Here is a 21,867-nt window from a genome sequence, read left to right on the forward strand (position 1 = left end):
CGTCTTTACCGCCATGAGTTACTTTTCCCGACATGAGGCTTAGATCGTTGACGCGCTCCCTGCCGGTCCTGTCGGCGCTCTCGGTGGTGTCGGTGTCCTCGGTGCTCTGCGTGACCACCGTGACCGCCGTGCCCGTCGGCGCGGAGACCTCGGTCTCCCGGCTCGGCTGGGACGTGAGACCGACCGGCGTGACCTCCCGCCTGCGGGGCCTGTCCCCCGTCAGCCATGACGTCGTGTGGGCCTCGGGCAGCGAGGGCACGGTCCTGCGCACGGCCGACGGCGGGCGGAGCTGGTCGAACGTCGGCCCGCCCGGCACGGAGGCCCTGCAGTTCCGCGACGTCGAGGCCCTCGGCCCGCGCGAGGCGGTGATCCTGTCCATCGGCCAGGGCGCCGACTCCCGCGTCTACCGCACCGAGAACGCGGGCCGGACCTGGGCGGAGACGTTCCGCAACGACGATCCCCGCGCCTTCTACGACTGCCTGGCCTTCTTCGACCACAGGCACGGGCTGGCGATGAGCGACCCGGTGGACGGGAGGTTCCGCATCCTGTCCACCGACGACGGCGGCCGGAGCTGGCGCGTCCTGCCCTCCGGGGGGATGCCCGCGGCACTCCCGGGCGAGGCCGGGTTCGCCGCCGGCGGCCAGTGCCTGACCACCTCGGGCGGGCGCGACGTCTGGCTCGCCACCGGCGGCGCCGACCGTTCCCGGGTCTTCCACTCCGGCGACCGCGGCCTGACCTGGACCGTGAGCGACACCCCGATCCCGGCCGCCGACCCCGCCCGCGGGGTCTTCGCCCTCGCCTTCCGCGGCCCCCGGCACGGTATCGCGGTGGGCGGCGACTACCGGCCCGACCAGGAGTCGCCGGCGGCGGCGGCGCTGACCCGGGACGGCGGGAGGACCTGGCGGCCCGCCGCCGCCGCGCCGCCCGCCTACCGGTCGGGGGTGAGCTGGCTTCCGTTCCCGCCCTTCGCGGCCGTCGCGGTGGGCCCGTCCGGCAGCGACGTGACGCTCACCTCGGGGCGGACCTGGACGACCTTCGACACCGGCTCGTTCGACACGGTCTCCTGCACGGTCCGCGCGGGCTGCTGGGCGTCGGGAGAGCAGGGCAGGGTGGCCCGGCTGCGGCTGGGCTGAACCGTCCCGCTCTCCCTCCGGTTCCGCCGGGAGCCGACCGGGCGGGGACGCTCGATCCGCGACCGGCCTGGCCGGGGAAGCCGGACCGGCGACCGGATCGGGGACGGGTCCCGAACCGGCCGCCGGGGCCTGAGGCCGAAAACGGTGACCGGGTCAGGGGTGGACGCTGAACCGGCCGAAGCGCCCCCGGTGATACAGCAGGGGACGGTCCGGACCGTTCGCGACGGCCTCGGCGACCAGGCCCACCACCAGGATGTGGTCTCCCACCTCGATGGCCCGGTGGGGCAGGCAGATCAGGTGCGCCGAGACGTCCCGCAGCAGTGGCGCCCCCAGTCGCCCGGGGCGCCACCGGGTGGGTTCCGCGAAGCGGTCGATGCCCTTGCGGGCGAACCGCGACGCGAGTTCCGCCTGGTCTCCGGCGAGGATGTTGACCGCGAAGTGATCGGCCGCGCGCAACCCCGGCCAGGTGGTGGAGTGCCGGTCGACGTAGAAGGAGACCAGCGGCGGGTCCAGGCTCACCGACGAGAACGAGGTGGCGGTCAGCCCGATGGGCACCCCCTCGTTCTGCGCGGTGATCACGACGACGCCCGCGGCGTGCGCCGCGAGGGTCCGGCGGAAGGTCTCGCGGTCCACGGCCTGGCCGGACGGGGCGGGCAGGCCCCCCGGGACGACCGGACCGGACGGAACGGGCGGGACGGGCGGGGCGGACAGGCCGGTCGAGGTGACCGGACCGGGCGGGCGGGGCGGGCCGGAGGGGCGGGGACGGGCCGTCCGCGGGGTCTCGGTGAAGGGCTCGGCCGGGCCGGGGCGGACCGTCCGCGGGGTCTCGGCGATGGTCTCCGTCATGCTTCCGCTCCTTGCCTGAGGGGCTCTCGCAGGGCCGAGGTCACCTGGGGGGCGACCCGGTCGGCCCACAGATCGAGGTGGGTGTCGAGGGCGGGGATCTCGGACTCCACCACCGCCAGCCCGGGGGTGGGCACGAGCGCGCCCAGTTCGACCAGCACGGGCCGCAGGTGGATCTCGACGGCCAGGGCGTGCCGGGGGTCGCCCATGACCAGCAGCGGCAGCGCCACGGTCCCGGACAGCGCGCCCCCGGGCAGCCGGTCGAGGAACACCTTGAGCAGGCCGGTGTAGGTGGCCTTGTAGGTCGGGCCGGCCACCACGAGCACGCCGGCCCCCGCGACCAGTTCCAGCGCCGCCTCCACCGCCGGGGACGGGACCGGCGCCAGCAGGTGCGGTGCGAGCGCCGCCAGGTCCACGACCTCGGGCGGGTCGTCGTACCCGATCCGCCGCCCGAGCGTCCCGGCCGCCGCCACGGCCACGGCCCGCGTGCGGGATCCTTCGCGAGGATTGCCGACCAGTGTCACGACGGAGCTCACGACGCCACCACCGCCTCGGGCAGCGCGGCGACCGCGGACGGCGCGTAACGGGAGGCCGGACGCGGCAGGCCGTAGTTCTCGCGCAGCGTGCGGCCCTCGTACTCGGTCCGGAACAGGCCCCGAAGCCGCAGTTCGGGGACGACGTGGTCGACGAAGTCCTCCAGGCCGCCGGGCAGGATCGGCGGCATGACGTTGAAGCCGTCGGCCGCGCCCGCGGTGAACCACTCCTCGATCTGGTCGGCGATCCGCTCGGGGGTGCCGGCCACGACCCGGTGGCCACGCCCGCCCGCCAGGCGGCCGAGGAGCTCCCGGACGGTGAGGTTCTCCCTGCGGGCCAGGTCCACGACGAGCTTGCGGCGGCTCTGCGCCCCCTCGGTCTCGACGGAGATGTCGGGCAGCGGCCGGTCCAGCGCGTCGTGCGTCAGCTCGATGCCCGTCAGGACGGAGAGCTGGGCCAGGCCGTAGGCGGGGGTGATGAGGTCCTGCAGCTCCCTCTCCAGGCGGCGCGCCTCCTCCTCGGTGGAACCGATGATCGGGGAGATGCCGGGCAGGACGAGCAGCTCGTCGTGACCCCTGCCGTACCGGGCCAGGCGGCTCTTGAGGTCGGTGTAGAACTCCCGGCCCTCGGCGAGGGTCTGCTGCGCGGTGAAGACCGCCTCGGCGTGCCGGGCGGCGAACTCCCTGCCGGCCTCGGAGGAGCCGGCCTGCACCAGCAGCGGGTGTCCCTGCGGCGGGCGGGAGGTGTTGAGCGGGCCGCGGACGGCGAACCGCTCCCCGGCGTGCTCGATCGGGTGGATCCTGGTCGTGTCCGCGTAGACGCCGCCGTCGCGGTCGCGGACGATCGCGTCGTCCTGCCAGCTGTCCCAGAGCTTGGTGACCACGTCGAGGAACTCGTCGGCGCGGGCGTAGCGGTCGGCGTGCGCGGGACGATCGACGCCGAAGTTGCGCGCCTCGGCCTCACCGGCGGAGGTGACGATGTTCCACCCGGCCCGGCCGCCGCTGATGTGGTCCAGGGAGGCGAACTTGCGGGCGACGTGGAACGGCTCGTTGTACGTGGTGGAGACGGTCGCGATCAGGCCGATGTGGTCGGTGACCGCGGCGAGCGCGGACAGCAGGGTGAGGGGTTCCAGGCCGCCGAGCGCGTTGTGGCGGACGTCGCCGTGCAGGGCCAGGCCGTCGGCCAGGAAGACCGAGTCGAGCCGGCCCCGCTCGGCGACGCGCGCGAGTCGCTGGTAGTGCCGGACGTCGTTGAGCCGGGCGGGCTCGGTGCGCGGGTGACGCCAGGCGGCCTCGTGGTGGCCGACGCCCATCAGGAAGGCGTTCAGGTGGAGCCTGCGGGTGGTCATGAGGTGGTCCTCCACGTCGAGAAGCGGCGCTCCACAGCGAGGAGGAGCAGGTTGAACAGCAGGCCGAGCGCGGAGATCGTGATGATCCCGGCGTACATGTCGGGGATGCGGAAGCTGAACTGCGCGTCCTGGACGAGGTAGCCCAGGCCGGCCTTGGCGCCGACCATCTCGGCGAACAGCAGCACCAGGATCGAGGTGGCCCCGGCGAGGCGGATGCCGGTGAAGATGGTCGGCACGGCGGCCGGGAGGATCACCTTCTGGAACAGCCGCAGCGAGCCGAGCCCCATGGACCTGGCTGATTTGATCAGCAGCGGTTCCACGGTCCTGACCCCGCTGACGGTGTTGAGCAGGATCGGCCAGGAGCAGGCGTAGAACACGAAGACGATCTTCGAGGGCTCGCCCAGGCCGAGGACCAGGATGAAGACCGGGAGCAGGGCCACGGCCGAGGTGTTGCGGAACAGCTCCAGCACCGGGCTGAGGAAGTCGGCGACCGGCCGGTAGCGGCCGATCGCCAGGCCGACCGGGACGGCGACCAGGATGGCCAGCCCGAAACCCGAGACGGAGCGGATCAGCGACGCCCGGAAGTGCTCGACGAGCTGCCCGGAGACGAGCAGGTCGTACCAGGCGAGCAGGACCTGCGAGAGCGGCGGCACGAACACCGCGTCCACCACCCCGATCCGGGGCAGCACCTCCCAGATCCCGGCCAGCAGGGCGATGGCCGAGGTCCTGCGCAGCAGCAGCCCCAGCCACGACACCGCGGACGTCCGCGCGGCGCCGGAGACCCTGAAGAAGTTCGTGGCCCGGTCCTCGGGGGTGGGCACGTCCCCTCTGGCCCGGTTCTCGGGGGTGGGCGCGTCCCCTCCGGTCCGGCCCTCGGCGGTGGGCACGTCGTCCCTGGCCCGGTCAGCGCGGCCTCCCGTCACGGGGACGGCCCCGACGGCGGCCCCGGCGGGTACTTCGGATGTGGTGAGCGCGTCAGCCAACGGTCCGCTCCTGTTCCTGAGCCGTGGCGACCTCGTCGCGCAGCAGCGTCCAGACGTGATGGCGGTACTCGCCGAAGACGGGGTCGGCGCGCAGGTCGCCCTCGCGCGAGTCGAAGGCGACGTCGACGATCCGCTTGATCCGGCCGGGCCGGGAGGTCATCACCGCGACCCGCTGCCCGAGGTAGACGGCCTCGTCGATGCCGTGGGTGATGAACACCACCGTCTTCTTCGTCTTCTCCCAGATGCGCAGCAGCTCCTCCTGGAGGGACTCGCGGGTCTGCGCGTCCAGCGCGGCGAACGGCTCGTCCATCAGCAGCACGTCCGGGTCGAACGCGAGGCTGCGGGCGATCGCGACGCGCTGGCGCATGCCCCCCGAGAGCTCGTGCGGGTAGCGGTGCTCGAACCCGCCCAGCCCGACCAGGTCCAGGTAGTGCCGGGCCCGCTCGCGCCGTTCCCTTCTCGGTACGGCCTTGGCCTCCAGGCCGAACTCGATGTTGGCCAGGGCGGTGCGCCAGGGGAACAGCGCGTACTGCTGGAAGACGACGCCGCGGTCCAGGCCGGGGCCGTGGACGACCCGTCCGTCGATGAGGATCTCGCCGCCGGTCGGTGCGGTGAGGCCGGCGACGAGGTCCAGCAGGGTGGACTTGCCGCAGCCGCTCGGGCCGACCAGGGTGAGGAACTCGCCCTCGCGCACGTCCAGGTCGACTCCCTCGACCGCGGTGAACGGGCGGTCGGAACCCCTGATCCGGAAGACCTTGTCCACTCCCCGGATCCCGATCTTCACGGGCCGGGCGGCGGCCCCGTTCCCGGTGGCGCGGCGTTCGGCGGCCCCGTTGCCGGCGGTGCGCGGGCTCATGACGCGCTCCCCGCGGCGAGGGGGTTGAACTCGTTGGTGTAGAGGTCGGACACCTTCACCTGGCCGGGCTTGATCTCGCCCTCGCGTTCCAGCCAGTCGATCCAGGTCGTGAACTCCTTGTCGGCGATCGCGCCGCCCCTGTTGTGCACCCCGCTGCTCTTCCAGAACTCGACGGCCGTGGCGTCCTCGTTGCGCCCGCGCCCGGCGATGATCTCCTTGTACTTGGCGATCACCTCCTCGCGGGGGTGGGTACGCGTCCACTCGACGGCCTTGGCGAAGGCGTTCACGAACGTGCCGGTGGTCTTCGGGTTCTGCTCGATGAACCTCTGGGTGAGCACGACGCTGCCGGCCGTGAAGGAGCCGAACAGGTCGATGTCCTTGAACAGGGGTTTGATGCCGCCGCGCTCCAGGGCCTTGTCGCGCAGGATGCCGGAGAGCGCGGCCACGTCGATCTGGCCCTGGCGCAGCGCCTGTTCGGTGTTGACCGGCGGCACGACCACCAGTTCGACCTTGTCGATCTCCTGGGGGGTCAGGCCGCCGCGCTTGAGGTACTCCTTGAGCACGGCCTCCAGGTGGGCGCCGAGGGTGTTGACGCCGATCTTCTTGCCGATCAGGTCCCGCGGGCCCTTGATCGGTGATCCGTCGGCGACGAAGTAGCCGATGTAGCTGTCCTTGTCGCTGCCGTAGTAGCCGACCACGGCCTTGATGGGGGCGCCGGCCGCCTTGAGCTTGACGATCGCGCCGTTGAACGCGCCGCCGAAGTCGGTCTGGCCGGTGGCGGCCGACTGGATGTCCTGCGGGCCGGAGATGGTGTTGCCGACCCACTTGAGCTTGACGTCACCGAGGTAGCCGAGCGCCTGGGCGAGTTCGGGGAAGGTGACGGCGCCGACGCTGCCCTGGTAGCGCAGCTCGGTGACCTCGGCGCCCGTACGGGACGATCCCGAGGCGGAGCCGCAGGCGGTCAGGGAGAGGGCCAGCAGTGCGGACGGGAGGGCGTGTCTGGTTCTGATCACGGAAGTCGTCCTCGGAGAGGAAGGGCATGCTCGCGCGGCGCCGTGGCGCGGGCGGGACATGCCGATGGGACGGGACATGGGGGAGGCGTGGGCACCGTCGGCCACGCGAAGGGGTGAGGGGCCGGGAAGGCGGCGGGACGCCGCGCCCCTCACCGGCAGGGCGATCGTCAGTGATCCGTGATCAACGACACTGCGCGCTGGCGACGTGACAGAAGTCCACGTGCGGGCGCCGGGTCAGGTGAAGCCCATTGCTCATGCTCCGAACCTACGGTCCGGTGGAACAGAAGTCAACATTTCCTACTGGCTTTACATGAAATACCCCTGCCGTGAGGGGAGGCACCTCGACGAGGTCGGGAACGCCGACCGCGCCGACCGCGCGGGGCACGCCGGTCGCGCCGGTCGGAACGGCCGGGCCGCCGGGCCGCCGGGACGCCGGGCCGCCGGGACGTCGCGCCCCTCCGACCGACCGGTGGCGAGAAACCCCCGCTCGTCGCGGAACACCACCGCGAGGATCGCACTCCCGGACCGGGTCCCGACGTACGATCGGCCAATGACCGAAATGACCGAAACCGCGTCCGGCTGGCTCTCCCCCGACGAGCTGGCGTCGGCCCGCGAGCGGATGCCGATCCTCTACGTCGACGCCGTGCCGGTACGGCTCGACGAGGCGGGAGTGGTCACGCACGTCGGCCTGCTCCTGCGCATCGGGGCGGACGGCGCGGTCAGCCGCGCCCTGGTCTCCGGGCGCGTGCTCCTGCACGAACGCGTCCGGGACGCGCTCATGCGCCACCTGGAGAAGGACCTCGGCCCGACGGCGCTGCCGCAGGTTCCCGCCTCCCCTCAGCCGTTCACCATCGCCGAGTACTTCCCCTCCCCCGGCGTCACCCCCTACCACGACCCCAGGCAGCACGCCGTGTCCATGGCCTACGTCGTCCCGGTCACCGGTGACTGCCGTCCCCGGCAGGACGCCCTCGACCTCGTCTGGTTCACGCCGCGGGAGGCCTCGTCGCCGATGGTGCAGCAGGAGATGACCGGCGGCCAGGGCGTCCTGCTGAAGCAGGCCCTCGCGCACGTCGGCTGCCTGTTCTGACCGCCTTCCGGGGGCCGGGCCGGGCCACCCCGGTACGGCCCCCGCTCCACCCGGCCGGTCGTCGCCCCGGCGCGGCCCCGTTCCGCCCGGCCGGTCGGTTCGTCCGGTCGGCCCGGCCGGTCGGCCCGGCCGGTCAGTCCGGCCGGTCAGTCCGGCGCGGCGGTGTCCTGGCCGGAGGCGACGTCGCGGATGTTGACCGGCCGGTAGGCCCGGAAGTCGTCGCCCGGCTGAAGACCGTGCCGGACGACGCGGTGATCGGTGCCGTACTGGGCGCGCTGCTGGTACGCCCAGTACGAGGTGCGCCCGGAGTCGGCCCACCTGTCGAAGATGACCACCGCGCGGGCGGTGTTGCCGCCCACCGGATCGATGACCAGGTCCCCCCGCGCCAGCTCGGACATCCCTATACGGCGGCTCAGGGCCGGTGAGGCCAGGTTGATCGTGTTCGGGCCGGGTTTTCGGAGCCCGAGCGCCATGGAGGCGTAGCCGGAGCCGTCGGTCCGGTACCCGTCGTGATTCCTGGTCTGGCTGTAGGGAACGCGCCGCGCGGTGCCCGGGTTCCAGCTCCGGGCCCGCTCGATCACCGTGTCGCGGTCGATCGCCCTGGCCTTGGCGCCGGTGGCCGTCCTGGTCCGGTCGACGGCCCCGCCCGTCGGCTCGGCCTCCCTGTCGTCCCCCTTCATCAGGACCGACCCTCCGATCAGGACACCCGCGGCCATGCCCAGGAAGAGGCCCACCGCCGTTCCGATCAGGAAGCGCCGTCGCGGGCGGCTCGCGGGCGGCCGCGCCGCGGTCATGCCCCGTCCCGGCTCGGTCGCGTCGAGATCAGGGGCCCCCGTCCCGAAGGCCGGTACGCCCGCTCCGAAGGCCGGCATGTCCGTCCCGAAGGCCGGCATGTCCGTCCCATGAGGCGGCACGCCTGTCCCGAACGGCGGCACGCCTGTCCCAGGAGGCGGCATGCCCGTCCCGGGGCCCGGTCCGGCCGTGCCGTACCCGGACGTCGTCACGCCGGGTACCGGTGCGGCGGGACCGCGCTCGACCATGGTCAGATCGAGGTCCGGCACGGTCACTCCCGGTCCCGGTACGGGCTCGCCATTCAGGGACCCGGTCGCCTCGGGTCCCGGTACGGGCGCGCCGGTCCCCTTCCCGGCGGTCTCACGCGTCCGGTCCTCCGTCCCCGGAACATCCGCCGACGCCCCCGGAACGCCCGGCGTCCCCGGAACGCCCGGCGTCCCCGGAACGCCCGGCGTCCCCGGAACGTCCGCCGCCCGCCGGTCCCGTTCGGCCGCCTCCCACAGCCTCCGGAACCTTCCCTCCTCCTCCCCGCAGAGCCGGGCGAGGCCCTCCACGGAGTCCAGGGGGATCCACGTCTCCCCCGAGAGCCATCGTCCCCAGGACGACCGGCTCGCGTGTGTCGCCTGTTCCAGCGCTCGCAGGTCCAGCCCCGCCCGCTCCCTCAGGGCTCTCAGCTCCTGGAGGAGGACACGTGTCGGCTCGGGCAGATCATCGGACAGTGGTCGCTGTCGCCGGTTCCGGCTCGTGTTCCCGATCCCATTCACCACGGTGATTCGTCCCAACCTTGTCTCAGTTGTCTGAGTCATTGCAGGTCACGTCGGTCCCATTCGTAGCTATTGTCCCGACTTCATCAATTTCACGATGTGTTTCAGGAATTTCCTGCCAACGTGTGTCCTCGTCCGACCGAACGATCAATGGCAGGAACAAGGAGAGCACATGTCCTCGAACCGAAGCTCCTGGATCACAGCGGGACATCTGGCGCTCGCCACCGTGGTCGCCTGCGGGGGCGGCCTGGTGACGGCGGCCTCCGCGCAGGCGGCGTCCGCGCAGGCACCCTCCACGCAGGGGTCCTCCACGCGGGCGGCGTCCCTCACCCTCACCGGACCGGCCGTGACGGCGACCGCTCCCCCGGCCGCCACCCCCACCCCCGCGCCGACCCCGTCCCCGTCCCCCACGAGCACGACCGCACCGGACCCGGACGGTGAGACCGAGGCGCCCCCGCCCGGCACCCCGGCGGACGAGTACGGGGAGCCGGACACGGGGTCGGAGGCGGAGGAGGCGACCACGTTCGCCGCCGCCACCATCACCCGCTCGCAGATGATCGCCCGGGCCAGGACCTGGAACCCCGGCACCTCCAAGCGCGTGCCCTACAGCCAGAGCAAGACACGCGGCGGCTACCGCACCGACTGCTCGGGCTACGTCTCCATGGCGCTCGGGCTCGGCAAGCCCGGCCCGATCACCGTCGGGCTCGCCAAGAGCACGTACTCCAAGCGCATCACCATGTCCCAACTGCGCAGGGGTGACCTGGTCATCGACGCCATCGGCAGCAACACCACCCGCCACGTGGTCATCTTCGACAAGTGGGCCAACGCCAAGAAGACCTCCTACTGGGCCTACGAGCAGCGCGGCGGCTACGGCACGGACTACCGGACGCGCACCTACGGCCTGGCGTCGGGAAGCCAGTACAAGGCCTACCGGGCGAACAAGATCCGCGAGGACGCGCCGAAGCCGCCCACCACGGTCACCCGCGCCCAGGTGATCACCCGCGCCAAGAGCTGGAAGCCCGCCACCGCGCAGCGCGTGCCCTACAGCCAGACCAGGTTGCAGGGCGGCTACCGCGCGGACGGGTCCGGCTACGTCTCCATGACGCTCGGCCTGGCCAAGCCCGGCCCGAACACGGTCGCCCTGGCCAAGAGCACCTACACCCGTCCCATCAAGATGACCGAACTGCTCCAGGGTGACCTGGTCATCGACCCGGTGGGCGGCACGACCGCCCGCTCGGTGGTCATCTTCGACAAGTGGGCCGACGCCAAGAAGACCTCCTACTGGGCCTACCAGCAGCGCGCCGGATACGGCACCGACCACCGCGTGGTCAAGCACGGCCTGACCGCCGGCACCCAGTTCAAGGCCTACCGTTCGCTGAGGGTTCGCTAGTGCTCCGGTCACGACCCCACGCCGCTCCATCGGCACCGGCCGGGATCGCGGGGGCGTTCCTGCTCGCGGTGGCCGTGGCGGCCACGGTGGTGACCGTCCCCGGCTCACCGGCCCGCGCGGCCGTCCCCGGCTCACCCGCCCGGACGGCCGTCTCCGCCGCCCCGCTGCCGGTCGCGCTCGGCGCGCCCGCGGAGGCGGCGGCCCTCGCCGCCCCCCTGCCGACCTCCCCGTGCGACCCCGGCGGGGTGACGGCGGAGGACACGGCACTGGCCGCCGAGCTCAACACCCGGCTGACCATGAAGATGCGGGGCTACATGGACGGTTACCGCGTCTCCTGTGCCCGCGCGGTGGTCGGGGCGGTCCGCGCCCGCGGGCTCGCGCGGGAGGCCGCCGTCGTCGCGGTCACCACGGCCGTCGTCGAGACGGGTGTGCGGAACATCAACCGGGAGGTGGACCATGACAGCCTGGGCGTGTTCCAGCAACGGGCCACCTGGGGCAGTGCCGCCCAGCGGCTGGACGTGGCCTGGTCGACCGGCGCGTTCCTGGACAAGATGCTCCGCACATACCCCGACGGCTCGTGGCGGTCCGCGGTGGTGGGCGATGTCTGCCAGCGTGTCCAGGTGTCGAAGTACCCGGAGCGCTACCAGCCGCAGGCGGCGGACGGGCAGATGATCGTCTCGGCGCTCTGGCCCGTCTCCGGCGTGACGCGGTCGGAGGTCGTCGCCCGTGCCAGGACCTGGAATCCGGGTACGGCGCGGCGGGTGCCCTACAGCCAGACCGCCCGGCACGGCGGCTACCGGACCGACGGCTCCGGCTACGCCTCCATGGCGTTGCGGCTCGGCGCGCCGGGACCGGATTCCCGAGGACTGTCCTCGGCCCGCCACAGCAGGCCGATCCCGGTCTCCGAGCTGCGCTCCGGTGATCTGATCATCAGGGCCACGGGCCCGGCCACCGCACGCCAGGTGATCGTCTTCGATCGGTGGGCCGATGCCGGACGCACCTCCTACTGGGCGTACCAGCAGCGTCGCGGGTACGGCACCGACCACCGGCGGATGAGCGAGGGGCTTTCGGCCGGGAGCGGTTTCACCGCCCACCGCCCCCTCACCATCCGCTGACCTCTCCGGCGAGAGCCCGGTCGCCGCAGCGACCGGGCTCTCGTTCGGGACGGGGACGGGTCCTCCGGCGGCGGGACGCCGGTCCCCTGCCGGATCCCGGCGGCGGGACGCGTCCGCTCCCGGGCTCCGGCGGCGGGACGCCCGGCCGGTCTCAGGCTCCGGAGACCGGCCGGTAGGTGCACACGTGCACGCCCGTGTCGCTGACGACCGTGGAGGCCAGCTCCATGGTGCGCAGCCCGCCGTCGTCGGGGAAGATCGTCTTTCCGCCGCCGAGCAGCACCGGCATGACCATGAGCCGGAGCTCGTCGACCAGGCCCTCGCTCAGCAGGAAGCGCACGAGCGTGGGGCTCCCCATGACCACCAGGTCGCCGCCGTCCCTCCCGCGCAGCTCCCGGATGCGGGCGGCGGCCTCGGCGCCGGGGATGAGCGTGGTGTTCTCCCAGGTCAGGTCGTCGTCGCCCAGCGTGCCGGACACGACGTACTTGGGAAGGGCGTTCATCCGGTCGGCGAACGGGTCGCCGGCCCGCTCGGGCCACGCCCCGGCCATGGTCTGCCAGGTGCGGCGGCCGAACAGCAGCGCCCCGGCCTTGGCCAGCGCGTCGTCGAAGGCGCCGCCCACCGTCTTCTCGTCGAAGAACGGGTGCGACCAGCCGCCGTTGGCGAAGCCGCCCTCGACGTCCTCCTCCGGGCCGCCCGGTGCCTGCACGACGCCGTCCAGGCTGATGAACTCAACGATCACGATACGCATGGGATGTCTCCTGTGAAGGTGCGGTGCCGGAGGTTCCGGCACCGCTGAACCGGTGTGAGGAAGGGGACGAGGGCGCCGCTCCCCGTGGGGAGCGCCTCGCCTCGGTCGGCCGGTCGGCCGGTCGTCGTTCGCCGGTCAACCGGTCAGCCGGTCAGTTGGTCAGCAGGTCAGCAGGTCAGCAGGTCAGCCGGCCAGTCGGTCGGCCCGGTGGGCAGGCAGGTCAGCCGGTCGCCGGCCGGCCGAAGTGCTCGATCGCCCAGGCGTCCCACGCGGCCTGCTCGTCGCGCCCCGCGAAGTTCTGGTGCCCGAGCACGAGCGCGTCGCCGCGTTCGGCGCCGGAGTGGATGAACCGGTACAGGCCCTCGCCCGCCCGCACCCCCAGCCCGACGGGCAGGATCGCGTGGTAGACGACCCCGGCGGAACCGTCGGGAAGCCGGACCTCGTCGCCCGCGGCGACGTCCGGCGTGACGCCCAGCGCCCCCGTCACGATCTTCCAGACGGCGTCCGCGCCGCCCGCTTCCGGCCGCAGGACCGTCGTGACCGAGGGGGTCCGGCCGGTGAAGTGCGCGAGGTACTGCCTGAGGGTCTCCAGGTAGAGGGGCCATCCGGCCTTCATCGCCTCGAACTCGGTCTCCCAGTCGTCCCCGAGCATGCCGCTCTGCACGATCCGCAGCACGGTCGTGCCGCCGGCGCGCCCCTCGACGAGGTACTCCGTCGCCATGAACCGGCCGTCGGAGGTCTCCTCGCCGCGCATGCCGAGGCGGGCGCCCGGCTCGTAGGCGGTGATCGTGGACCGGTCGGCGTACCCCATGACCGTGAGGGTCGCGGGATCGCCGACGGACGTGCCGAGCTCGGTCCGCCCCATGAACCAGGAGTCGACGCCCGGTCCCGTCGCGATCGCGTCCCAGACCTGCTCGGGAGTGGCGGCGAGCTCGATCGCCTGGTTCAGCTCGAACGGGTGTGTCATCGAGTGCCTCTCGTGGATATTCCGGCCTTCAGGCCGGGGAGGAAACGGAAGCGGGAAGGCGCTCTGGCGCCTGGGCGTGCCTGGACCCGCACGACCCGCTCCACCCAGCAATTAACTGATCTTTCCCCTTCCCTCGGGGAGGGGAGAATGTCAACGGGATTCCTTCGTGCTCGGATGGAGGGCGACGACGATCCGGTGGTCACGGCCTCGTTCGGCGGACTCGTCGTGGTACTTCGACACCAGGGACGTGACGGCCTCGGCGAGCTCGGCGGCGAACGCGGCCCGGTCGGCGGCCGAGGCGAAGCGCACCTCGCCGTCGATCGCGAAGGTCGCGACGCGCCTGCGCACCCTGGCCGCGCCGGTGATGAGCGTCCCGACGTCGCGGACCAGCCGGGCCGCGACGGCCAGCAGCCAGCTCGCCGACAACTGGTCGGGAGAGCGGGCCGGGTCGGGCTCGACCGACGCCAGGGCGGTGGGGGAGATCACGTAGGAGGCCGCGGTCGCGCGCATGATGCGCTCGTTGACGTTGCCCTTGCGCCGCTCCTCGATCATCTCGACGAGCCCGTGCGCCTCGAGCGTCTTCAGGTGGTAGTTGACCTTCTGCCGAGGCAGGCCGACCTTGGCGGCCAGCATGGTCGCCGAGCCGGGCTCGCTCAGCTCGGCCAGCAGCCGGGCCCTGATGGGGTCCAGCGATACCTCGGCGGCGGCCGGGTCCTCGATCACGGCGATCTCCTGCATGACCACAGACTAACCACCGACAAATAAAATCGTCAAGGAGGTCTTATTTTCCGGTGGAGCGCGCGGACCGCGTGGGATCCGGCCGGCGAGCCGCCGCACCCCTCTCACCCGCGGGGCCGTCCGGGATACGCTGCCTGCGAAGGTCGGCGCACCGTCGTTCGGAGAGGACGTCATGGTCTGGCTCGTCACCGGGGCGAACGGCATGCTGGGGCACGAGGTGGTCGCGCGGGCGCGCGAACGGGGACACGACGTGGCCGCGGCGGGCCGTCCCGACCTCGACATCCGCGACCCGGCCCGTATCGACGCCGCCTTCCGGGAGACGACCCCGGGGGTCGTGGTCAACTGCGCCGCCTGGACGGCCGTGGACGCGGCCGAGAGCCACGAGCCGGAGGCGTACCGGGTCAACGCCGACGGCCCGCGCCTGCTCGCCGAGGCCTGCGCCCGGTACGGCGCCCGGCTCGTCCACGTCTCCACCGACTACGTCTTCCCCGGCGACGCCGTCGCCCCCTACCGCGAGGACGATCCGGCGGGCCCGCGGACCGCCTACGGACGGACCAAGCTGGCCGGGGAGGAGGCGGTGCTCGACCTGCTGCCCTCCGCGGCCGTCGTCCGGACGGCCTGGTTGTACGGCGCCCACGGGCCGAACTTCGTGCGCACCATGCTCCGCCTGATGGACGAGCGGGAGACCCTCGACGTGGTCGACGACCAGCGCGGGCAGCCGACCTGGGCGGCGGACCTCGCCGGGCGGCTGGTCGCGATCGGCGAGACCGGCTCGGCGGCCGGAAGGTTCCACGCCACCAACTCCGGCGAGACCACCTGGTTCGCGTTCGCCCGGGAGATCTTCCGGCTGGCCGGCGCCGACCCGGACCGGGTGCGCCCGACGACCTCGGCGGCCTTCGCCGCCCCGGCCCCCCGGCCGGCCTTCAGCGTCCTGGACGACACCCGGTCGCCGGAACTGGGCCTTGAACCGCTCCGCCCCTGGCGGGACGCGCTCCACGCGGCCCAGCGCGGCTCGGCCCTCCGCCCGGCCCGGCGGACCCCGGACCTTCCCCCGGCCCGGCGGGACCCGCGCCCCGGACCGGCCCGGCGCGACCCGGGGCTCGAACCGGCTCAGCCGATCCCCGGCCCCGACGCGTAGAAGGTCACGCACTCCTCGTACGAGGGGAGCAGGCCGCGGTCGCGCGCCTCGGCGAGGGTGGGCGCGGCGGTGTCCTTGGGGGACAGGAACGGCTCGACGCCGTCGGGCCAGGCGATGCCGAGCGCGGGGTCGAGCGGGTGCACGCCGTGCTCCCTGGTCGGGTTGTAGCCCTCCGAGCAGAGGTAGATCACGGTCGCGTCGTCCGTCAGCGCCAGCAGGCCGTGCCCCAGCCCCTCGGACACGAACACCCCGCGATGCTCCTCGTCGTCGAGCCGCACCAGTTCCCAGCGGCCGAACCCCGGCGAGCCGACACGGATGTCGACGACCACGTCCAGCACCGCCCCCCGCACGCACTTGACGTACTTTCCCTGACCCGGCGGGACGTCGGCGAAGTGGATGCCGCGCAGGGTGCCCCGCCGCGAGACGGAGAAGTTCGCCTGGGAGAGCCGTAACCCCCGGCCGGTGGCGGCGTGGAACTCCCCCTCCCGAAACCATTCATGAAGACCACCGCGATCGTCGACGTGAATCCTCGGGGTGTCGATCCACGCGCCCTCGATCTCCATCGGTTTCATTCCGGCCGCTCCTGATCCGTGTCGTATGGTCGCACCGCGTGGAACGTGCCACGGAATTTCCCGCCGGGGCACTCCGTCGCCGCTATACGGTAACCCGCCGAAGGCCCCGGTGACCGAAGTCGGAGCGATTCATACTTCGGTCGGAGAATCCACTCCCGACGGCGACCTCGGTCGGGACGGGAAATCCCCATGGCCGATTCCCCCGACGGCGAATGTCCTTAACCTGGGAGCGTGCGGAAATCCATCCAGTTCATCGGCCTCGTCCTCGCCCTCCAGGGGGCCAGCGGGACGATCGACCATCTCGTCGGCCAGCCCTTCCTCGGCGTGGTGCTCAACTTCTTCAACCGCGTCGTCGTCGCCAACGTCGCCTTCCTCGAGGGTCGCGAGATCTACGCGAATCTGATCCTGGCCGCCCTCGGTGTCATTATGGTGATCGCCGCGGAAAGGGCCCCGTCATCCTGAGGGGAACGCCCTTCGTGCGCGGTGGCCCCGTCCCGGCACCGCCGGTTCCGGCAACGGACGACAAGCATCGGCACGGGCCTTTCCGGAAGGCCGGAAAAGAACGGCGTACCGCTGCCCCCGATGGAAAGAGCCGGAAATCGCGACCGAAGAGCGTGAAAGAGGCCGGTACCGCGACGGGAGCGCACGCGGCGGTCTCCCCGGAACGGCCACCATGTTTCACGATGTCCTAGGGTGACGGCATGGCCGAAATCTTCGTCCCGAACGGTTCGTGGACCTTCGACGGTGAGACCCTCCGGATCGTGCCGGGCGGGAGCGACGCGCACGAGCTGCGCAGGACCCTCGGCGAGCTGACGATCCCCCTGGCCGCGGTGGCCGGTGTCTCGTTCGAGCCCTCGCGCAAGGGCGGCGACCTCCAGCTCCGGCTGCGGCCGGGGGCCGACCCGCTGAGCGACGTGGTCGCCGGGCGGTTCTCCGGCGCCATCGACCCCTACCGGCTGGCCGTTCCCAAGGACCGGGTCTGGGCCGCCGAGTACCTCGTCGACGAGGTGCGTTCGGCACTGGCGCTGGAAGGGGTGCCGGGCGGTCCGTGCGAGAGGTTCCTGCTCCCCGGCCCCGCCGTGCCCGTGTCCGCCTCGGCGGGCGACGGCACGGTGAGCTTCGACGGCGAGCGGATCCGCCTGGACTGGACCCTGTTCGCCACGTCGGGCAAGCAGTCGGCGGGTTCGCAGACGTTCCTGCTGGGGGACCTGGAGGGTGTGGAGTGGGCTCCGCAGAGCGGTGCGGGGTACGGGCACCTGCGGTTCCGGCTCAGGCAGGCCGGCGCGGCCAGGTCCCCGGAGGACGACGTCCACTGCCTGTCCTGGGGCCTGCAGCGGTACGGCGGGGTGACCGCCCTGGTCGCCGCCGCGGTGCTGGCCAGGCTGCCGCGCCACGTCGAGGGACGGTCCGCGCTCGCGGCGGCACCGGACGACCGGCGTTCCCCCGACGACCGGCGTCTCCCGGACGCGCCGGAGGGCCACCGGGTCCCGGCGCGGGGCACGACCGGCCTCGACGAGCACGACGCGGTGATGCGCCGCCTGGGCGAGCTCGGCGAGCTGTACCGCTCGGGGGTGCTCACCGACGAGGAGTTCGCCTCGGCCAAGCGGTCACTGCTGCGCCGTCTCGAAGAGACCTGAGCGGGAGGGACCGACCGTGCCGCCCGCCCCCCGGCGCAGCGTTCGCGACTGGATCGTGGACATCGGCCTGTTCCTGGCCGCGGCGGCCTTCGGGGTGCTGACGCTCTCCGACCGCCTGGCCGCGCCCCCGCTGGACATACCGCTCTGGGCCTTCCGGCTCGACCAGCTCGTCGGCGTGCTGGGCTGCGTCGCGCTGTGGGCGCGCCGGCGGTGGCCGGTCGGCCTGGTCGTCGTCCTCGTCGTCCTGTCGGCCTTCTTCGAGCTGGTCGCGGGCGCGATGCTGGTGGCCCTGTTCACGGTGGCGGTGCACCGGACCGTACGGACCACGGCGCTCGTCTTCGCGGTGAGCATGGTCTCCAGCCTGATCTTCGTCACGGTCCGGATCATGCCCGGCATGCCGGGCGAGGTGCTGTTCATGGTGGGTTTCGTGGCCCAGAGCGCCGCCACGGGCTGGGGCCTGTTCGTGCAGCACCGGCGCCGGTTGCTGGTCTCCCTGCGGGAGAGCGCCGCCAGGGCCGAGGCCGAGGCGCAGCAGCTCGCCCGCGAGACGATCGCCAGGGAGATCCACGACGTCCTCGGGCACCGGCTCTCCCTGCTGAGCGTGCACGCCGGCGCCCTGGAGTTCCACCCGGACGCCCCCGCCGAGGACATCGCCCGCGCCGCCGGGGTGATCAGGCAGAGCGCCCACCAGGCGCTTCAGGACCTGCGGGAGGTCATCGGTGTCCTGCGTGCCCCCGCCGGTGAGCTGCTGCAACCGTCCCTGTCCGACATCGAGGAGCTCGTCGCCGAGTCCCGGCGGGCCGGGATGCGGGTGGAGCTGAGCCAGGAGGTCCGCGAGAGCGTCCCCTCCCGGGCGGGCGGGACGGCGTACCGGATCGTCCAGGAGGCCCTGACCAACGTCCGCAAGCACGCCCGGGGAGCCGAGGTGTCGGTGCGCACGGCCGGGACGCCCGGCGAGTGGCTCACCGTCGAGGTGCGCGACCGCCCCGCCCCCGTGCCGGGGACCTCGCGGGCGCACGACCGCGCCGCCCCGGCACCCGCCGCCCCGGCACCGGCGATCCCGGAGACCCCTCGCCCCACCCGGGCGCCCTCGGAGACGCACCGTCGCCCCGCCCGGGACAGCGCCGCCCCGGCACCGGCGGCCCCGTCCGAAGGGGGCGCCGGGCGGGGACTGGCCGGACTGGCCGAGCGCGTCGACCTGCTCGGGGGGCGGCTGGAGCACGGCCCCACCGCCGAGGGTGGCTGGAGCCTGTCGGCCTGGTTACCCTGGCCGGCATGACCTCCCCACCGCCGCCGCAGGTCACCCTGCTCATCGCCGACGACGACCCGCTGGTCAGGGCGGGGCTGGCGATGATGCTGAACGGCGCCCCCGACCTGCGGATCGTCGCGCAGGCGGGCGACGGCAGGGAGGCGATCGCCCTCGCGGACCTGCACGGCCCCGACGTCGTCCTGATGGACATCCGGATGCCCGTGATGGACGGGCTGGCCGCGACCAAGGCGCTCCGGTCCCGTCCCGGCGGCCCGGAGGTCATCGTGATGACCACCTTCGACGCCGACGACCACGTCGTGCGCGCGCTGCGCGCCGGCGCGGCCGGCTACCTGCTCAAGGACACCCCGCCCGCCGAGATCGTGGCCGCGGTGCGCCAGGTGGCCCTGGGCAACCCGGTGCTCTCCCCCGCGGTGACACGGCGCCTCATCGCCCGGGTCGCCGGGGCCGACGGCGACGAGCGCCGCGCGCGGGCCAGGGAGCGGCTGTCCCGCCTGGCGGACCGGGAGCGCGAGGTGGCGCTCGCGGTCGGCCGGGGCATGTCCAACGCGGAGATCGGCGTCCTGCTGCACCTCACGCTGGCCACGGTGAAGACGCACGTGTCCAGCGTCCTGACCAAGCTCGACCTCAACAACCGGGTCCAGATCGCGCTGCTCGTCCACGACGCGAGCCTGCTCGACCCCCCGTGATCACCCGGCCCGCCGCCTGCTCTTCCACCAGGAGGGGTTGTCGACGTACCAGCGGACGGTCTCGGCCAGGCCGTCCTCGAAGGCGATCCTCGGCCGGTAGCCGAGGGCGCGCAGCCGGGAGTCGTCGAGCGAGTAGCGGCGGTCGTGTCCCTTGCGGTCGGCGACCCGCTCGACCATGTCCCAGCCGGCGCCCAGCGCGTCCAGCAGCATGCGGGTGAGCTCCAGGTTGGTCAGCTCGGCGGTGCCCGCGATGTGGTAGACCTCGCCGGGCTCGCCGCGCTCGGCGACCAGGCGGATGCCGCGGCAGTGGTCGTCGGCGTGGATCCAGTCGCGGACGTTGCCGCCGTCGCCGTAGAGCGGGACCCTCCGCCCCTGGAGCAGGTTGGTGACGAAGAGCGGGATGAGCTTCTCGGGAAACTGGTACGGCCCGTAGTTGTTGCCGCACCGGGTGATCGACACCGGCAGCCCGTGCGTGACCGCGTAGGCGCGGGCGATCAGGTCACCGCCCGCCTTGGCCGCCGCGTACGGCGAGCGCGGGCGGAGCGGGGCCTCCTCGTCCCAGGAGCCGGTCTCGATGGATCCGTACACCTCGTCGGTGGACACCTGCACGATCCTCGGCGTGCCCGCCTCCAGGCAGGCCTGCATCAGCGTCTGGGTGCCCAGCACGTTGGTGCGGACGAACTCCGACGCTCCCTCGATCGACCGGTCGACGTGCGACTCGGCCGCGAAGTTGACCACGACGTCGTGGCCGGGCACCACCCGGCCGAGCAGCTCGGCGTCGCAGATGTCACCGTGCACGAAGTCGTGTGGGACGCCGTCCAGGTTGGCCCGGTCGCCGGCGTAGGTGAGCCGGTCGAGCACGGTGACCCGGGCCTGCCGGAGGGTGCGGACGAAGTGTGAGCCGATGAACCCGGCGCCGCCGGTGACGAGGACTCTCATGGGCGGGCTGCGCCTTTCGCTGGGAACCGGCCACGACCGGGGACCGGACCTGGCACGCGCCGTCCCGCCACCCGGCCACCGGCCTGCCGCCACGGCCGGCACGGGACGCGGCGAGGTCCCGGCCGTGGCGGCCGGAAGAGGGCGGCCGGTCGCGGATCACACCGACGCGACGTCCTCCTCCTACCCCCGCCGGGGCAAGCGCCGCACCGGGAGCGCCAGGGCACCGTAAAACTTGCCCCGCCCCCTTGCCGCTCCGCCGCTCCCTGCTCCTCGGGCACCGGGACGCGCACGCCCGGACGTCGGGACGCGCGTGCCCGGACGGCCACCGGGCCGGGCCGTACGGGAGGTCAGCGACGCCCGACGAGACCGAGGATGCCGGGTGCGGTGAGGTCGATGACGACGTCCTCCCCGTCCTCCGGGGAGGCGGGCCGCCACGCGTGCACCGGAACGACCCCCGGCTCCAGGATCTCCAGGCCCTCCATCAGCTCCGCGAGCCGTTCCGGGCCGCGTGAGGTGAGCCCTCCGGCGTTGGTCAGGCGGTAGGGCCGCTGGCCGGCCTCGTGCACCTCGGCGCTGACGTCGCCCTCGAAGGCGTGCGAGACGATCACGTGGCTTCCCGGGACGAGCCGCTCGCGGATCGCGGTCAGGATGCGGGTGACCACGGCCTCGTCGGGGACGAAGTGCAGCATCGCCGTCAGCAGCACGGCGACCGGCCGCGTGAAGTCGACGACGCCGTCGATCTCCGGGTGTGTCAGGAGCAGCTCGGGCTCCCGCATGTCGGCCTGGACGACCGAGGTGTGGGGGTTGTCCTCCAGGAGCGCGCGGCCGTGCGACAGGACGATGGGGTCGATGTCGACGTAGACGACCCGGGCCTCCGGCGTGACGCGGTGGGCGACCTCGTGCACGTTCTCCCGTGTCGGCAGCCCCGATCCGATGTCGAGGAACTGGTCGACGCCCTGGCGCGCGACGAATTCGACACTCCGCGAGAGGAATGCCCGGTTCTCCCGGACCATCTGCCGAATACCGGGAAGTACCTGTATGAACTGTTCCGCGGCCTCCCGGTCGGAGGCGAAGTTGTCCTTGCCCCCGAGGTAGTAGTCGTACATCCGGGCGACACTCGGGGTGCTCGGATCGATGCCCTCCGAGACGGCGTCGTGATTCGTCATATCCCTCCTTCTCGTCCCCAAGGAATGATAGAGAATATCGGTCGTCTCATGGATCTTTATTAGAGATCACGATTTTTCGGCACCTGTAAGGCGACCCGGTTTTCCGGCACCTCTTTCCCGGACTCGCCTTTCCGGCCGCCCCTCTTTC

The 21,867-nt window shown here is 72.7% G+C and carries 22 protein-coding genes and 1 pseudogene; 9 read left to right on the forward strand and 14 right to left on the reverse strand.

Going from position 1 to position 21,867, the window contains the following annotated elements:
* The first annotated feature begins 32 nt into the window (after positions 1–32).
* Positions 33–1,133 carry an oxidoreductase gene (locus tag AB0G16_RS05755; RefSeq protein WP_362799159.1) on the forward strand — a complete coding sequence of 367 codons (1,101 nt, stop codon included), beginning with the start codon at positions 33–35 and terminating at the stop codon, positions 1,131–1,133.
* A gap of 153 nt (positions 1,134–1,286) precedes the next feature.
* Here AB0G16_RS05755 and AB0G16_RS05760 read toward each other — a convergent pair whose 3' ends face one another.
* From AB0G16_RS05760 to AB0G16_RS05785, 6 genes are all read right to left on the reverse strand, one after another.
* A complete protein-coding gene (locus AB0G16_RS05760; RefSeq protein ID WP_362799615.1) occupies positions 1,287–1,790 on the reverse strand; it encodes a flavin reductase family protein in 504 nt (167 codons plus the stop codon).
* A 185-nt stretch (positions 1,791–1,975) separates the two neighbouring features.
* Complete coding sequence (locus AB0G16_RS05765) at positions 1,976–2,512, reverse strand: NAD(P)H-dependent oxidoreductase (protein WP_362799162.1); 537 nt, start codon at positions 2,510–2,512, stop codon at positions 1,976–1,978.
* Entirely contained in the window at positions 2,509–3,858 is a 1,350-nt protein-coding gene (locus AB0G16_RS05770; RefSeq protein ID WP_362799165.1) for an LLM class flavin-dependent oxidoreductase, read from the reverse strand. Before AB0G16_RS05770 ends, AB0G16_RS05765 begins: the two co-directional genes overlap by 4 nt.
* Positions 3,855–4,841, reverse strand: coding sequence for an ABC transporter permease (locus tag AB0G16_RS05775; protein ID WP_362799168.1), 987 nt, complete (start codon positions 4,839–4,841; stop codon positions 3,855–3,857). Before AB0G16_RS05775 ends, AB0G16_RS05770 begins: the two co-directional genes overlap by 4 nt.
* Positions 4,834–5,697: an ABC transporter ATP-binding protein gene (locus tag AB0G16_RS05780; protein WP_362799171.1), complete on the reverse strand. Its 864-nt coding sequence runs from the start codon at positions 5,695–5,697 to the stop codon at positions 4,834–4,836. The genes AB0G16_RS05775 and AB0G16_RS05780 overlap by 8 nt, the downstream gene beginning before the upstream one ends.
* Positions 5,694–6,710 carry an ABC transporter substrate-binding protein gene (locus AB0G16_RS05785; protein ID WP_362799174.1) on the reverse strand — a complete coding sequence of 339 codons (1,017 nt, stop codon included), beginning with the start codon at positions 6,708–6,710 and terminating at the stop codon, positions 5,694–5,696. The genes AB0G16_RS05780 and AB0G16_RS05785 overlap by 4 nt, the downstream gene beginning before the upstream one ends.
* Positions 6,711–7,260: 550 nt before the next feature.
* Between AB0G16_RS05785 and AB0G16_RS05790 the strand changes: the two genes are divergently transcribed.
* Positions 7,261–7,797, forward strand: coding sequence for an NUDIX hydrolase family protein (locus AB0G16_RS05790; protein WP_362799177.1), 537 nt, complete (start codon positions 7,261–7,263; stop codon positions 7,795–7,797).
* Between the two features lie 146 nt (positions 7,798–7,943).
* On the opposite strand, the gene AB0G16_RS05795 is transcribed toward AB0G16_RS05790, so the two are convergent.
* Together AB0G16_RS05795 and AB0G16_RS05800 are read right to left on the reverse strand one after the other, a co-directional pair.
* The gene (locus AB0G16_RS05795; RefSeq protein WP_362799633.1) at positions 7,944–8,591 is read right to left on the reverse strand and encodes a hypothetical protein; all 648 of its coding nucleotides are present in this window, start codon (positions 8,589–8,591) and stop codon (positions 7,944–7,946) included.
* Positions 8,592–9,119: 528 nt separating this feature from the next.
* A pseudogene (locus tag AB0G16_RS05800) lies at positions 9,120–9,395 on the reverse strand (helix-turn-helix transcriptional regulator); the annotation flags it as partial.
* Between the two features lie 130 nt (positions 9,396–9,525).
* Between AB0G16_RS05800 and AB0G16_RS05805 the strand changes: the two are divergent.
* Positions 9,526–10,743 carry a hypothetical protein gene (locus AB0G16_RS05805; RefSeq protein ID WP_362799180.1) on the forward strand — a complete coding sequence of 406 codons (1,218 nt, stop codon included), beginning with the start codon at positions 9,526–9,528 and terminating at the stop codon, positions 10,741–10,743.
* Positions 10,743–11,858 carry a hypothetical protein gene (locus AB0G16_RS05810; RefSeq protein WP_362799183.1) on the forward strand — a complete coding sequence of 372 codons (1,116 nt, stop codon included), beginning with the start codon at positions 10,743–10,745 and terminating at the stop codon, positions 11,856–11,858. Before AB0G16_RS05805 ends, AB0G16_RS05810 begins: the two co-directional genes overlap by 1 nt.
* 151 nt (positions 11,859–12,009) lie before the next feature.
* Here the strand turns inward: AB0G16_RS05810 and AB0G16_RS05815 are convergent, their stop codons facing one another.
* The 3 genes from AB0G16_RS05815 to AB0G16_RS05825 form a co-directional block, all read right to left on the reverse strand.
* Complete coding sequence (locus AB0G16_RS05815; RefSeq protein WP_362799186.1) at positions 12,010–12,606, reverse strand: dihydrofolate reductase family protein; 597 nt, start codon at positions 12,604–12,606, stop codon at positions 12,010–12,012.
* A 220-nt stretch (positions 12,607–12,826) separates the two neighbouring features.
* A complete protein-coding gene (locus AB0G16_RS05820) occupies positions 12,827–13,573 on the reverse strand; it encodes an SRPBCC domain-containing protein (RefSeq protein ID WP_362799188.1) in 747 nt (248 codons plus the stop codon).
* A gap of 150 nt (positions 13,574–13,723) precedes the next feature.
* The gene (locus AB0G16_RS05825) at positions 13,724–14,311 is read right to left on the reverse strand and encodes a helix-turn-helix domain-containing protein (protein WP_362799191.1); all 588 of its coding nucleotides are present in this window, start codon (positions 14,309–14,311) and stop codon (positions 13,724–13,726) included.
* Positions 14,312–14,483: 172 nt separating this feature from the next.
* Between AB0G16_RS05825 and rfbD the strand changes: the two genes are divergently transcribed.
* A complete protein-coding gene (gene rfbD / locus AB0G16_RS05830) occupies positions 14,484–15,449 on the forward strand; it encodes a dTDP-4-dehydrorhamnose reductase (protein WP_362799194.1) in 966 nt (321 codons plus the stop codon).
* On the opposite strand, the gene rfbC is transcribed toward rfbD, so the two are convergent.
* On the reverse strand, positions 15,422–16,021 hold the full coding sequence (gene rfbC, locus AB0G16_RS05835; protein ID WP_362799197.1) for a dTDP-4-dehydrorhamnose 3,5-epimerase: 600 nt from the start codon (positions 16,019–16,021) through the stop codon (positions 15,422–15,424). The two genes, rfbD and rfbC, sit on opposite strands and share 28 nt — an antisense overlap.
* A 231-nt stretch (positions 16,022–16,252) precedes the next feature.
* Here rfbC and AB0G16_RS05840 point away from each other — a divergent pair, with 231 nt between their 5' ends.
* From AB0G16_RS05840 to AB0G16_RS05855, 4 genes are all read left to right on the forward strand, one after another.
* The gene (locus AB0G16_RS05840) at positions 16,253–16,483 is read left to right on the forward strand and encodes a hypothetical protein (RefSeq protein ID WP_362799199.1); all 231 of its coding nucleotides are present in this window, start codon (positions 16,253–16,255) and stop codon (positions 16,481–16,483) included.
* 239 nt (positions 16,484–16,722) lie between these two features.
* Positions 16,723–17,658: a DUF4429 domain-containing protein gene (locus tag AB0G16_RS05845; protein ID WP_362799202.1), complete on the forward strand. Its 936-nt coding sequence runs from the start codon at positions 16,723–16,725 to the stop codon at positions 17,656–17,658.
* A gap of 16 nt (positions 17,659–17,674) precedes the next feature.
* Entirely contained in the window at positions 17,675–18,937 is a 1,263-nt protein-coding gene (locus tag AB0G16_RS05850; RefSeq protein ID WP_362799205.1) for a histidine kinase, read from the forward strand.
* Positions 18,934–19,614 carry a response regulator transcription factor gene (locus AB0G16_RS05855; protein WP_362799208.1) on the forward strand — a complete coding sequence of 227 codons (681 nt, stop codon included), beginning with the start codon at positions 18,934–18,936 and terminating at the stop codon, positions 19,612–19,614. Before AB0G16_RS05850 ends, AB0G16_RS05855 begins: the two co-directional genes overlap by 4 nt.
* Here the strand turns inward: AB0G16_RS05855 and rfbB are convergent, their stop codons facing one another.
* Together rfbB and AB0G16_RS05865 are read right to left on the reverse strand one after the other, a co-directional pair.
* Positions 19,615–20,553 (reverse strand): dTDP-glucose 4,6-dehydratase, encoded by a 939-nt coding sequence (gene rfbB / locus AB0G16_RS05860; protein ID WP_362799211.1) that lies wholly within the window; start codon positions 20,551–20,553, stop codon positions 19,615–19,617. It abuts the gene before it with no gap.
* 347 nt (positions 20,554–20,900) lie between these two features.
* Positions 20,901–21,719: an SAM-dependent methyltransferase gene (locus tag AB0G16_RS05865; protein WP_362799214.1), complete on the reverse strand. Its 819-nt coding sequence runs from the start codon at positions 21,717–21,719 to the stop codon at positions 20,901–20,903.
* Between the last annotated feature and the right edge of the window lie 148 nt (positions 21,720–21,867).

The organism is Streptosporangium sp. NPDC023615 (genome assembly GCF_040640155.1).
Classification (GTDB): Bacteria; Actinomycetota; Actinomycetes; order Streptosporangiales; family Streptosporangiaceae; genus Streptosporangium.